This window comes from Kitasatospora sp. NPDC057940 (assembly GCF_042887425.1).
Taxonomy (GTDB): domain Bacteria; phylum Actinomycetota; class Actinomycetes; order Streptomycetales; family Streptomycetaceae; genus Kitasatospora.
The window spans coordinates 98850-111333 of record NZ_JBHVPH010000010.1 but is presented as its reverse complement, the minus strand read 5'-3'; the positions used below and the strand labels follow the sequence as shown (position 1 = coordinate 111333).

Below are 12484 nucleotides of genomic sequence, written 5' to 3'. Positions count from 1 at the left end.
CCCGACCGGATCGGGCACCGATTGTCGGGTGCGGCAGGGTGGGTCCTTCCTACGGTGGTGATCAGTAAGGGAAGGACGGGGGTCGGAGTGCTGGAGCACCTGAACCGGGCGATGGACCACATCGAACGGAACCTGGACCAGGAGGTCGAGGTCGCCGAGCTGGCCCGGATCGCGATGACGTCGGAGTACCACTTCCGACGGTTGTTCTCGATGCTCTCCGGGATGCCGCTGTCGGACTACGTCCGGCGCCGGCGGCTGACCGTCGCCGGGGCCGAAGTCCTCGGCGGGGAGCGGACGTTGCTGGAGGTTGCGATCCGGTACGGCTACACCTCGGGGGAGGCGTTCGCCCGGGCGTTCCGGGCGATGCACGGGGTCGGGCCCGGTGAGGCCCGGCGCGAGGGCGCGGTGCTCAAGTCCCAGCCCCGGATGTCCTTCCGACTCGTCGTGGAGGGAAGCAGCAGCATGGAATACCGGATCATCGAGCAGCCGGACTTCCGGATCATCGGTCGGCGGGCGCGGGTCCCGCTGGTGCACGAGGGGGTGAACCCGGCCATCGCCTCGTTCATCAAGGGGCTCGGACAGGAGACCGTCGACCGGATCTCGGCGCTCTCGGGCCGTGAGCCGGAAGGCATCCTCTCGGTCACCGAGTTCTTCTCGGAGAGCCGCGAGGAGGGTGTCGAACTCGACTACTACCACGCGGTGGTGGCGGACGCGGGCACTGTCGTCCCGGACGGCCTGGACGTTCGGGAGGTGCCGGCGGGGACCTGGGCGGCCTTCTCCAACACCGGGACCTTCCCGAAGGCCCTCCAGGAGATGTGGCGGGACGTCTTCACGCAGTGGTTCCCGTCCAACCCGTACGAGTTCCGGCCGGGGCCGGAGATCCTGCGGACCCGGTTCCTGTCGGACGGCCAGGCGGAAGCCCAGCTGTGGATCCCGGTGGCACGGGCGCTGCGCTGACGGGCGGCCGTTGACGACTGACAGCTAACAGAAAACAGCTAACAGAAAACAGATGACAGATAACAGATTTCGAAATCTGTTATCTGTCATCTGTCAGTTGTTCGCCCGCCCCCGTTCGGCCCAGCAGCGCCCGCACCCGTCCTCCCCCGCCCGCATGCTGGGGCGGGGGAGGACGGGGGATCGCAGCCGCTACCCGAGGAGTGGGATCACCGATGGCCAAGGCATTCGGCTTCGTCGACTACGGCGGGCCGGAGACACAGGAGTTCCTGGACCGCCCGGTGCTGGAGCCCGGCCCCGGGCAACTGGCGATCGCGGTCGGTGCGGCCGGGGTGAACCCGGTGGACTGGAAGATCCGCACGGGCCTGCTCGGCCGGGAGCGCGAACTCCCCGCCGTCATGGGCCAGGAGGCCTCGGGCGTGGTCCTACAGGTCGGCCCCGGGGTCACCGGGTTCACCCCGGGCGATGAGGTGTTCGGCCTCGCGGCCGCCGGCGCCTACGCCGAACAGACACTGCTGCGCGCAGAGTTGAGCGCTCTCAAGCCCGAGGGTGTCGGATTCGACCAGGCCGCGGTCCTGCCCGTCTCGGCGGCCACCGCGGACGACGCCGTCCGTGACCTCGGCCTCGGCGCGGGCCGGACGCTGCTGATCCTCGGCATCGCCGGCGGTGTCGGCAGCGCGGCCGCCCAGATCGCCCGCAGTCGCGGCCTGACCGTCCTCGGCACCGCGAGCGACGCCAACCACGCGTACGTGGAGTCCCTCGGCGCGGTGCCGGTCCGCTACGGCGACGGCGTCGTCGAACGGATCGCGGCCGCGGCGCCCGACGGCGTCGACGGCGTCCTCGACCTGGTCGGGGGCGACGCCCTGCGGGCCGCCGCCCCCGTGCGCACGGACCGTACGGAGCTGGTCAGCACCGCCGACCCGGCCACCGTGGCGGAACTCGGCGGCCGCTACATCACCCGCTCGACGACGTCCGAGTCCCTGTCCGCGCTGGCGGCCCTGGTCGCCGCCGGTGAGCTGGACCCGCACATCACCGGCCGCTACCCGCTGGCCCGGGTCGCCGAGGCGCTGGCCTTCGTCGAGTCCGGCCACGCCAGCGGCAAGGTGGTCATCGAAGTCGCTTGAGCCGAGCCAAGAGTGACGATCAGTCAGTGAAGACCGAGAGATCGAGAACCGAGAGAAGAAGTCGAGAGAAGAAGCCATGAAGCAGAACTCCGTGACCATCGGCGGCCCCTGCTGGGTCGAGCTGGGCACCTCCGACCCGGTCGCCGCCAGCACCTTCTACAGCGAGTTGTTCGGCTGGCGGGCCGAGTCCGATGTGCGCCCCGAGGCCAACGGCTACACCCAGATGTTCCTCGGTGACGCCCCGGCGGCCGCCGTCAGTCCGCGGTTCGCGCCGCAGCAGCCCATCGCCTGGTCGACCTGCTTCGCGGTCACCGACACCGACGCCACCGTCGCGAAGGTCGAGGACGCCGGCGGCAAGGTCCTGAAGGAGCCCACCGACGCGTCCGACCTCGGCCGCTTCGCGGTGGTCGGGGACAGCTCCGGCGCGGTCTTCCTGCTCTGGCAGGCCCGCGCGTTCGCGGGCGCCGGGGTGTTCAACGAGCCGGGCGCGCTCGGCTGGGTGGAACTGCTCACCCGTGACCCGGCCGGCGCGACCGCCTTCTACCCGGCGGTCTTCGGCTGGTCCGTCAGCCCGTCCGAGCAGTACACCCAATGGGGCCTGCGCGGCGAGGACTTCGGCGGCATGCTGGTGATGGACGACCGCTTCCCGCCGCAGGTGCCGCCGCACTGGCTGCCGTACTTCTCGGTCGCCGACGTCGACAACACCGTCGCCCGGGCGAGCGGCCTCGGCGCGGACGTGCTGATGGCGGCCACCGACGTGCCGGGCGGCCCCCGGATCGCCGTGCTGCGCGACCCGCAGGGCGCGTCGTTCGGCGTCTACCTGGCCGGCACCGAGGGCTGACCCGCCGGAGGCCACACCCCTGCCCACACCCCTGCCCACGCCCCTGCCCATGCCCCTGCCGGGGATCCGGCCGTCCTCCCGTCGGGCGCAGCCTCCGCCCTCACGCCGGGCGCCGACTGCGGCTGGAGCGCCATGCCGCCGCCGTCGCGCCCGCCGTGACGAGCAGGGCGCCGATCGGCACCACGTCGCCGATCCGGTCGTACCAGGTCAGCGTCCCGGGTTCGGTGAGCGGCAGTCGGACGGTCAGCGCGCCGGTGCCGTCGGTACCGAGCCGGGCGAGCTCGCGGCCCTGCGCGTCGAAGGCCGCCGACACCCCGGTCAGCGAGGCCTGCACGGCCGGCCGGCCCGTCTCGGCGGCCCGGATCGCCGCCAGCGAGACGTGCTGTTCGGGTGCCCAGGTGTGCTGGAAGGTCGAGGTGGAGGACTGGTAGACCAGCACCCGGGCGCCGTCCCGCGCGGCGGTGCGGGCCAGGTCGGGGAAGGCCGACTCGAAGCAGATCAGCGCGCCGACCGGCAGCGGCCCGCCGGCCCGGTCGGTGGCCGGCAGGACGTGGAAGGCGGTGCCGGGCGCCCGGTTCTCGCCGGCCGCCCGGCTGACGCCGGCGATCCAGCCGAGCACCGGCCGCAGCGGGATGTACTCGCCGAAGGGCACCAGCCGGATCTTGCGGTAGCGGTCCAGCACGCCCGCGGGGGAGACCAGCACCGCGTCCTTGGAGATCCGCCCGTCCGCCTTGCGGGCGTCCTCCCCGGCGATGATCTGGGCCCCGGTGACGGTGGAGAGTTGGCGCAGCCGGTCGAGCGCGGCCGGGTCGCGGTCGAGGTCGGCGGTGGTGCTGCTCTCGCCCCAGACGACCAGGTCCACCGGCTGCCCGCCGAGCGCGGCGGTGGCCCGGGCGCTGGCCTCGAACCGGGCCTGCGGGTCGTCCACGATGCCGGGCTGGACCAGCGCGACGGTGACCGCCCCGGCCGGGGCGGGGGCGTCGCGCAGCGCGAACAGCAGCGGGCCGGCGGCCAGGACCAGGACGGTGGTCAGCGCCGCGAGGGCGCGCGGTCGCCGGTGCACGGCGGTCAGGACGATCAGCACCCCGGTGTTGGCGGCCGCGACGGCCGCGCTGACCAGCCAGATCCCGCCGGTCGAGGCCAGTCCGAGGATCGCCGGGTGCTGCCACTGCGTGGCGCCGAGCAGCGCCCACGGCCCGCCGAGCGCGTCCCAGGAGCGCGCGTACTCGGTGGTCACCCAGACCGCCGGGACGACGAGCAGCGCGAGCAGTGCCCGACGGTCGGTCAGCGGCGGGTGCAGCAGCCGGTGGACGGCGTACCCGAAGCCGCCCTGGAGCGCCCCGAACAGCACGGCGAGCACCGGTAGCCCCGGCCCGATGGACGGGACCAGCCAGTACATCGCGGTCAGGATGAAGCCCGCCCCGAACCACCACCCGCGCACCGCCGCCTCCCGCCCACCGGGCGCGCGCTGCATCAGCAGCATCCCGGGGACGAGCGCGACCCACGCCAGCCAGGCCTGCCCCGGTGCCGGGAAGGCGAGCACCGGTACGGCCCCGGCCGCCAGGGCGCCGAACCGCGCGCGGTAGCGGTGCGGGCGCGCCTGCGGGTGTCCGCCGTGCTCGGGGTGTCCGCCGTGTTCGGGGTGCCCGCCGTGTTCGGAGTGTCCGCCGTGCTCGGGGTGCCCGGGAGGTTCGGGGCGCCGGGGGTGATCGGCGTGCGAGGAGTGCGGCGTGCGCCGGGCGGGGCTGGTGAGGGCGGGGCGGCGGGGCATGCCCCGTATTGTCCGCTCGGACGGACTGGGCCACCAGTGTTCCTGTCACCCGAATGGGCTACGGGAACACTGGTGGCCACCCCCGTGGCTCAGCCCTCGTCGCCCTCCAGGTCCCCCTCGGTCTCCAGGAACGCGGCCTGCAACTGCGCGATCAGCTCCGGGTCGGGCTGCTCCCACAGCCCGCGGCTGGCCGCCTCCAGCAGCCGCTCGCTGATCCCGTGCAGCGCCCACGGGTTGGCGCCGGTCAGGAACTCCCGGTTGACCGGGTCGAGCACGTACTCCTGGGTGAGCTTCTCGTACATCCAGTCCGCGACCACGCCCGTCGTGGCGTCGTAGCCGAACAGGTAGTCCACCGTCGCGGCCATCTCGAACGCGCCCTTGTACCCGTGCCGGCGCATCGCCTCGATCCAGCGCGGGTTGACCACCCGGGCGCGGAAGACGCGGGCGGCCTCCTCGGTCAGCGTCCGGGTGCGGACCGTCTCCGGGCGGGTCGAGTCGCCGATGTAGGCGGTCGGCGCCTTGCCGGTGAGCGCCCGGACGGTGGCCACCATGCCGCCGTGGTACTGGAAGTAGTCGTCCGAGTCGGCGATGTCGTGCTCGCGGGTGTCGGTGTTCTTCGCGGCGACGGTGATCCGCTTGTACGCGGTCTCCATCTCCTCGCGGGCCGGCCGCCCGTCCAGCCCGCGGCCGTAGGCGTAGCCGCCCCAGACCGTGTACACCTCGGCCAGGTCGGCGTCGGTGCGCCAGTCCCGGCTGTCGATCAGCTGGAGCAGGCCCGCGCCGTAGGTGCCCGGGCGGGAGCCGAAGACGCGGACGGTGGCCTTGCGCTCGTCGCCGTGCACCGCGAGGTCGGCCTGGACGTGGGCGCGCACGAAGTTCTGCTCCGCGGGCTCCTCCTGGGCGGCGGCCAGGCGCACCGCGTCGTCCAGCAGGGCGACCACGTGCGGGAAGGCGTCGCGGAAGAAGCCGGAGATGCGCAGCGTCACGTCGATGCGCGGGCGGCCCAGCTCGGCGAGGGTGATCGGCTCCAGGCCGGTGACCCGGCGCGAGGCGTCGTCCCAGACCGGGCGGACGCCGAGCAGGGCGAAGGCCTCGGCGATGTCGTCGCCGGCGGTGCGCATCGCGCTGGTGCCCCACAGCGACAGCCCGACCGAGGGCGGGTAGGCGCCGTCGTTGTCGGCGGTGTACCGCTCGACCAGCGAGGCGGCGAGCGCCTGGCCGGTCTCCCAGGCGAGCTTGCTCGGGACGGCCTTCGGGTCGACGGAGTAGAAGTTGCGGCCGGTCGGCAGCACGTTGACCAGGCCGCGCAGCGGCGAGCCGGAGGGCCCGGCCGGGACGAAGCCGCCGCGCAGTGCGTGCAGCACGGCGTCCAGCTCGTCGGTGGTGGCGGCCAGTCGCGGCACCACCTGGGTGGCGGCGAAGGTCAGCACCTCGTGGACGGCCTCCGGCAGCCCGGCGGCGACCTTCTCCACCGCCTCGACCGCCCAGTCCTGCGCCTCCATGGCCTCGACCAGGGCGCGGGCCTGGGCCTCGGCGGCGTCGGTGGCCCCGAGGGTGAGCGCGGCCTCGTCCAGCCCGAGCGCCTCGCGCAGGCCCGGCAGCGCGCTCACGCCGCCCCAGATCTGGCGGGCGCGCAGGATGGCGAGCACGATGTTGACCCGGTCGGTGCCGGCCGGCGCCTGGCCGAGGACGTGCAGGCCGTCGCGGATCTGGGCGTCCTTGATCTCGCACAGCCAGCCGTCGACGTGCAGCAGGAAGTCGTCGAAGCCGTCGTCCTCGGGGCGCTCGTCCAGGCCGAGGTCGTGGTCCAGCTTGGCGGCCTGGATGAGGGTCCAGATCTGCGCGCGGATCGCGGGCAGCTTGGCCGGGTCCATCGCGGCGATGTTGGAGTGCTCGTCCAGCAGCTGCTCCAGGCGGGCGATGTCGCCGTAGGAGTCGGCGCGGGCCATCGGCGGGACGAGGTGGTCGACCAGGGTGGCGTGAGCGCGGCGCTTGGCCTGGGTGCCCTCGCCCGGGTCGTTGACCAGGAACGGGTAGATCAGCGGCAGATCGCCCAGGACGGCGTCCGGGCCGCACTCGGCGGACAGCGCGGCGGTCTTGCCGGGCAGCCACTCCAGGTTGCCGTGCTTGCCGAGGTGGATGACGGCGTGCGCGCCGAAGCCGCCGTCGGCCTGCGCGGCCTCGATCCAGCGGTAGGCGGCCAGGTAGTGGTGGCTCGGCGGCAGGTCGGGGTCGTGGTAGATGGCGACGGGGTTCTCGCCGAAGCCGCGCGGCGGCTGGATCAGGACGAGCAGGTTCCCGGAGCGGATCGCGGCCAGCACGATGTCGCCGTCCGGGTTCTGCGAGCGGTCGACGTAGAGCTCGCCGGGGGCCGGGCCCCAGTGCTCCTCGACCTGCTCGCGCAGTGCCTGGGGGAGCGTGGCGTACCAGCGGCGGTAGTCGGCGGCGGGGATGCGCACCGGGTTGCGGGCCAGCTGGTCCTCGGTGAGCCAGTCCTGGTCGTAGCCGCCGGCCGCGATCAGGGCGTGGATCAGGGCGTCGCCCTCGTGGGAGGCGTCGAGCGAGGAGTCCTGGGACGACGCGTCGGGGGAGGCGTCGTGGCCGGCCCCGTTCGTTCCGTCCAGCCCGGGGAGGTCCGAACCCAGGTCCATGCCCTCCGCGCGCAGCCGGTTCAGCAGGCGGATCGCGCTGGCCGGGGTGTCCAGGCCGACGGCGTTGCCGACCCGGGCGTGCTTGGTCGGGTAGGCGGACAGCACGAGCGCGAGGCGGCGCTCGGCGGCCGGGATGTGCCGAAGCCGGGCGTGCTTGACGGCGGTGCCGGCCACCCGGGCGGCACGCTCCGGGTCGGCGGCGTAGACGGTGAGGCCGTCCTCGTCCAGCTCCTTGAAGGAGAACGGGACGCTGATCAGCCGGCCGTCGAACTCCGGCACCGCGATCTGGGTGGCGGTGTCCAGCGGGGACAGGCCGTCGTCGCTGGCCTCCCACTGGGCGCGCGACCAGGTGAGGCAGAGCGCCTGGAGGATCGGCCGGTCGAGGGCGGCGAGCGCGCCCGCGTCCCAGGCCTCCTCGTCGCCGCCGGCCTGCGCGTCCGCCGGGCGGGTGCCGCCGGCGGCGAGCACGGTGGTGACGAGCGCGTCGGCCTCGCCGAGCGCGGCCAGCAGTTCGGGCTCGGCGCCGCGCAGCGAGGCGCAGTAGTAGGCCCTGGCCTGCGCGCCCTGGTCCTCGATCGCCCGGCAGAGTGTCTCGACGAAGGCGGTGTTGCCGCTCATGTGGTGGGCGCGGTAGTAGAGCACCGCGACCGTCGGGCCGTCCTGCGTACGGGCTTCGCGCTCCAGCGGCCCCCAGGCCGGGGCGGACGCGGGCGGGGCGAAGCCGTGGCCGGTCAGCAGCACGGTGTCGGAGAGGAAGGCGGCCAGCTCGGCGAGGTTGGCGGCGCCGCCGTGCGCGAGGTAGGCGTGCGCCTCGGCGGCGATGCCGGCCGGGACGGTGGACAGCTCCATCAGCTGGGCGTCGGGGGCCTGTTCGCCGGTCAGCACGATCACCGGGCGGGGGCCGGCCAGCAGCGCGTCCAGGCCCTCCTGCCAGGCGCGGCGACCGCCGAGCAGGCGGACCACGACGAGGTCGGTGCCCTCCAGCAGCGCGGGCAGGTCCTCGGGGGTGAGCCGGGCCGGGTTGCCGAGCCGGTAGCGGACCGGGCCCTCGGCGGCGCGGGCACTGAGCAGGTCGGTGTCGGACGTCGACAGCAGCAGGATCATGCGAAGGCCCTCCCGGCCTCGGAGCCGCCCCGAGCCGAAGGGCGCGCCGGCGTGGAAAGTGACGAGTGACGAGCGACGGACGAAAACGCGTGGTGCGCGGCGGACGAAGGCGCGTGGCATCCGGCGGACGAATGCGAGCGACGGCGCGCGGCCGGCGACCGAAGGAGCGCCGAGGCGTCGGCGGAACGCCCGGAGTCGGGCGGGCGTGAGGCGCCTGGGGACCCGGGCGCGGGCATGCGGCAGCGCATTGCTCTTCGAGCCTTCCTCGGGGTCCGCGCCCCGGGCCGGTGGAGGACGGCAGGAGTTCCTGGCTCCCGCGGCCGTCCGGTCTCCCGGTGAACCGCGGTCACAGTGGCGGGACCGCACCGGGCTTGCACCGGTTTCCTCCCCTGCGCCGTCGCTGGCGTGCGGACGGTCCGCGGGGACCGTCCGCCAGCATCGTACGGGGTGCGGCTGACCTGGGGGAGGGCGATCCCGGGGAGGCCGCCCGGAGCGCCCGGGGTGTGAGGCGACGGACAAAGGCAACCGATCGGATCATCTGTATGCTCGCGGCCATGCCACCGACACCCGACGCCACCGCGCCGGGCGCCGCGGTGCCCGACCGGGGGCGCGCGGACGCCTGCCCAGGGGCCCTTCGTCTGCACCCGGCCGACGACGGCGCCCTGGCCCGGGTCCGCCTGCCCGGCGGTCTGCTGACGGCCCGTCAGGCAATGGCGCTGGCCGACGCCGCCGAGGAGCTCGGCGACGGCGAACTGGAGACCACCTCCCGCGGCAACGTCCAACTCCGCGGCCTGGCTTCGCACTGCGGGGCCGAACTCGCCGAACGGCTGCGCGCCGTCGGCCTGCTGCCCTCGGACACGCACGAACGGGTCCGCAACATCGTGGCCTCCCCGCTCGCCGGGCTCGACGGACACGGCTTCGCCGACGTGCAGGCCTGGGTGCGGGAGCTGGACGCGCGGCTGTGCGCGAGCGACTGGGCGGCCGGGCTCTCCGGCAAGTTCCTGTTCGCGCTGGACGACGGGCGGGGCGACGTCGCCGCGTTCGACGCCGATGTGACATTGATCGCAGGCCCGGACGGGTCGGCGCTGCTGCGCCTCGGACGGGCCGCCCACGGGCGTCCGGTGCCGGCGGGGCAGGAGGTGACGGCCGTGCTCGACGCGGCCCGGGCCTTCCTGGACGCGCTGCGGGAGAGCGGGCGCAAGGCCTGGCACCTGCGCGAGGTCCCCGGGCTGCTGCCGGCCGGGCCGGTGCCGGTGCCCGCCTTCGCCGGGGCCGCGCCCGCGGTCGGCGTGGTCCGCACGGTCGCCTCGTTCCCCGCGGTCGGCCGGCTGGCCACGGCGGCGGGCGGGGCCGTGGCGGGCGGGCTGTCGGTGGGCATGCGCTTCGGCCGGGCCGGTGCCGCGCAGTGGCGGGAACTCGCGGGCGCCTGCGCCGGGGAGATCCGGCTGACGCCCTGGCGCGGCGCGGTGCTGCCGGGGGCGCCGGCCGACCGGCTGCCCGCGCTGGCGGCGGCCGGGTTCCGGGCCGCGCCCGGCTCGCCCTGGGAGCGGGCCACCGCCTGCACTGGGCTGCCGGGGTGCGCCAAGTCGCGGGCCGACGTCCGGGCCGACGCGGCACGGGCGCTCGATGCGGCGTGGGCGCTCGATGCGCCCGCCGCCGGGAGCCCGTCGGTGATGGGCCTTCCGACCGCCGGTCTCCCGGCGCACTGGTCGGGGTGTGAACGACGCTGCGGTCATCCGGCCGGGCGGTGGGTGGACGTGCTCGCCACCGGGCAGGGCTACCGGGTGACGGTGAACGGTCCGGCGGCCGCCGGGGCGGCCGTGGACGTGACGAACGAGGAGATGGCCGAGGCGGTCGCCGAGGCCAGGAGGACCACGAAGTGATCGAGTACGAGAAGGACGGCGCGTCCATCTACCGCCAGTCCTTTGCCACCATCCGTGCGGAGGCCGACCTGGCCGCCCTCCCGGCGGACGTCTCCCAGGTCGCGGTGCGGATGATCCACGCCTGCGGGATGGTCGACCTGGTCGAGGACCTGGTGTACTCGCCGGGCGTGGTCGCCTCCGCGCGCGCGGCGCTGCGGGCCGGGGCGCCGATCCTGTGCGACGTGAACATGGTGGCGAGCGGCGTCACCCGCAAGCGGCTGCCCGCCGACAACGAGGTCGTGTGCACCCTCACCGACCCGTCCGTGCCGGAGCTCGCCCGGAAGATGGGCAACACCCGCAGCGCCGCCGCCATGGAACTGTGGCTGCCCCGGCTGGAGGGCGCGGTGGTGGCCGTCGGCAACGCGCCGACCTCGCTGTTCCGGCTGCTGGAGATGATCGAGGCCGGCGCGCCGCGCCCGGCCGCGGTGATCGGCGTCCCGGTCGGCTTCATCGGCGCCGCCGAGTCCAAGCAGGCCCTGGCCGAGCACCCGTCCGGCCTGGAGCACCTGGTGGTGCGCGGCCGGCGCGGCGGCAGCGCGATCGCCGCCGCCGCCGTCAACGCGATTGCGAGCGAAGAAGAGTGACGGATCGTCAGACTCCTGGTGTCGGCCGGCTCTACGGGGTCGGGCTCGGTCCCGGCGACCCGTCGCTGGTGACCGTCCGGGCGGCCGAACTCATCGGCAAGGCCGACGTGGTGGCCTACCACAGCGCCCGGCACGGCCGGTCCATCGCGCGCTCGATCGCCGAGCGCTACCTGACGGGTGGTCAGGTCGAGGAGAAGCTGGTCTACCCGATCACGGTCGAGACCACCGACCACCCGGGCGGCTACCGGGGCGCGCTGGACGACTTCTACGAGGAGGCCGCCGCCCGGCTGGCCGCCCACCTGGACGCCGGCCGCGACGTCGTGGTCCTCGCCGAGGGCGACCCGCTGTTCTACGGCTCGTACCAGCACATGCACAAGCGGCTCGCGCACCGCTACCCGACCGAGGTGGTGCCGGGTGTGACCTCCGTCAGCGCCGCGGCCGCCCGGCTCGGCCAGCCGCTGACCGAGGCCGAGGAGACGCTCACCGTCATCCCGGGCACGCTGCCCGAGGAGGAGCTGACGGCGCGGATCGCCGCCGCCGACTCGGCCGTGATCATGAAGCTGGGGCGCACCTTCCCGGCCGTCCGGCGGGCGCTGGAGCGGGCCGGCCGGCTCGACGACGCGCAGTACGTCGAGCGCGCGTTCATGGACGGGGAGCGCATCCTGCCGCTCGCGGAGGTCGAGGGCGAGACCGTCCCGTACTTCTCGGTGGCGGTGCTGCCGAGCAAGGTCGCGCCGCTGGAGCCGGTGGAGCGGCGGACGGACGGTGCGGGCGCGGTGGCCGTCATCGGCACCGGTCCGGCCGGGCCGCTCTGGCTCACCCCCGAGGCACGCGGCGTCCTGGCCGAGGCGACCGACCTGGTCGGCTACACCACCTACCTGGACCGGGTGCCCGAGCGGCCGGGGCAGCGGCGGCACGCTTCGGACAACAAGGTGGAGTCGGAGCGCGCCGAGTACGCCCTCGAACTGGCCCGCCGCGGGCACAGGGTCGCGGTGGTGTCATCGGGCGACCCGGGCGTCTTCGCGATGGCCACCGCCGTCCTGGAGGTCGCCTGCGAGGAGGCCTACCGGGACGTCCCGGTGCGGATCGTCCCGGGGATGACCGCGGCGCACGCGGCCGCCTCCCGGGCCGGCGCCCCGCTCGGGCACGACTACGCGGTGGTGTCGCTGTCGGACCGGCTCAAGCCCTGGGACGTGGTGGCCCGCAGGCTGCGCGCGGCGGCCGAGGCGGACCTGGTGCTCGCGCTCTACAACCCGGGCTCGAAGTCGCGCACCACGCAGGTCGCCCTCGCCCGGGACCTGCTGCTGGAGTACCGCGCGCCCGAGACGCCGGTGGTGATGGCGCGCGACGTCGGCGGGCCGACCGAGCGGGTGCGGATCGTCCGGTTGGGCGAGCTGGATCCGGCGCTGGTCGACATGCGGACGATCCTGCTGATCGGCTCCTCGCAGACCCAGGCGGTCGAGCGAGGCGGCGGCGTGGAGGTCGTCTGGACGCCGCGGCGGTACCCGGAGTCGTGACCGGCGACAAGTGACA

Annotated in this window: 8 protein-coding genes and 1 riboswitch; of the genes, 6 read left to right on the top strand and 2 right to left on the bottom strand. The window is 74.6% G+C overall.

Annotated features, from left to right (window positions below; translation table 11 throughout):
• Positions 1-87 precede the first annotated feature (87 nt).
• The 3 genes from ACFVTF_RS18080 to ACFVTF_RS18070 all read left to right on the top strand — a co-directional run bounded on the left by ACFVTF_RS18080 (position 88) and on the right by ACFVTF_RS18070 (position 2919).
• A complete protein-coding gene (locus ACFVTF_RS18080; protein WP_387814529.1) occupies positions 88-957 on the top strand; it encodes a GyrI-like domain-containing protein in 870 nt (289 codons plus the stop codon).
• 212 nt (positions 958-1169) lie between these two features.
• On the top strand, positions 1170-2078 hold the full coding sequence (locus tag ACFVTF_RS18075; RefSeq protein WP_387814527.1) for an NADP-dependent oxidoreductase: 909 nt from the start codon (positions 1170-1172) through the stop codon (positions 2076-2078).
• A gap of 76 nt (positions 2079-2154) precedes the next feature.
• On the top strand, positions 2155-2919 hold the full coding sequence (locus tag ACFVTF_RS18070; protein WP_387814525.1) for a VOC family protein: 765 nt from the start codon (positions 2155-2157) through the stop codon (positions 2917-2919).
• A 100-nt stretch (positions 2920-3019) separates the two neighbouring features.
• On the opposite strand, the gene lnt is transcribed toward ACFVTF_RS18070, so the two are convergent.
• Complete coding sequence (lnt, locus tag ACFVTF_RS18065) at positions 3020-4690, bottom strand: apolipoprotein N-acyltransferase (protein WP_387814523.1); 1671 nt, start codon at positions 4688-4690, stop codon at positions 3020-3022.
• Positions 4691-4779: 89 nt separating this feature from the next.
• Entirely contained in the window at positions 4780-8445 is a 3666-nt protein-coding gene (cobN, locus tag ACFVTF_RS18060; protein WP_387814521.1) for a cobaltochelatase subunit CobN, read from the bottom strand.
• Positions 8446-8746: 301 nt separating this feature from the next.
• Positions 8747-8832, bottom strand: a riboswitch (cobalamin riboswitch).
• 167 nt (positions 8833-8999) lie between these two features.
• On the opposite strand from cobN, the gene ACFVTF_RS18055 reads away from it, so the two are divergent.
• The 3 genes from ACFVTF_RS18055 to ACFVTF_RS18045 are packed head-to-tail and all read left to right on the top strand — an operon-like array spanning position 9000 to position 12468.
• Positions 9000-10328 carry a hypothetical protein gene (locus ACFVTF_RS18055; RefSeq protein ID WP_387814519.1) on the top strand — a complete coding sequence of 443 codons (1329 nt, stop codon included), beginning with the start codon at positions 9000-9002 and terminating at the stop codon, positions 10326-10328.
• On the top strand, positions 10325-10951 hold the full coding sequence (locus ACFVTF_RS18050; RefSeq protein ID WP_063350072.1) for a precorrin-8X methylmutase: 627 nt from the start codon (positions 10325-10327) through the stop codon (positions 10949-10951). The genes ACFVTF_RS18055 and ACFVTF_RS18050 overlap by 4 nt, the downstream gene beginning before the upstream one ends.
• Entirely contained in the window at positions 10948-12468 is a 1521-nt protein-coding gene (locus ACFVTF_RS18045) for a precorrin-2 C(20)-methyltransferase (protein WP_387814517.1), read from the top strand. Before ACFVTF_RS18050 ends, ACFVTF_RS18045 begins: the two co-directional genes overlap by 4 nt.
• Positions 12469-12484: the final 16 nt, after the last annotated feature.

Coding starts and splice junctions, on each gene's coding strand:
- ACFVTF_RS18055 (WP_387814519.1), top strand. CDS start 9,000: ATGCCACCGACACCCGACGCCACCGCGCCGGGCGCCGCGGTGCCCGAC.
- ACFVTF_RS18075 (WP_387814527.1), top strand. CDS start 1,170: ATGGCCAAGGCATTCGGCTTCGTCGACTACGGCGGGCCGGAGACACAG.
- lnt (WP_387814523.1), bottom strand. CDS start 4,690: ATGCCCCGCCGCCCCGCCCTCACCAGCCCCGCCCGGCGCACGCCGCAC.
- ACFVTF_RS18070 (WP_387814525.1), top strand. CDS start 2,155: ATGAAGCAGAACTCCGTGACCATCGGCGGCCCCTGCTGGGTCGAGCTG.
- cobN (WP_387814521.1), bottom strand. CDS start 8,445: ATGATCCTGCTGCTGTCGACGTCCGACACCGACCTGCTCAGTGCCCGC.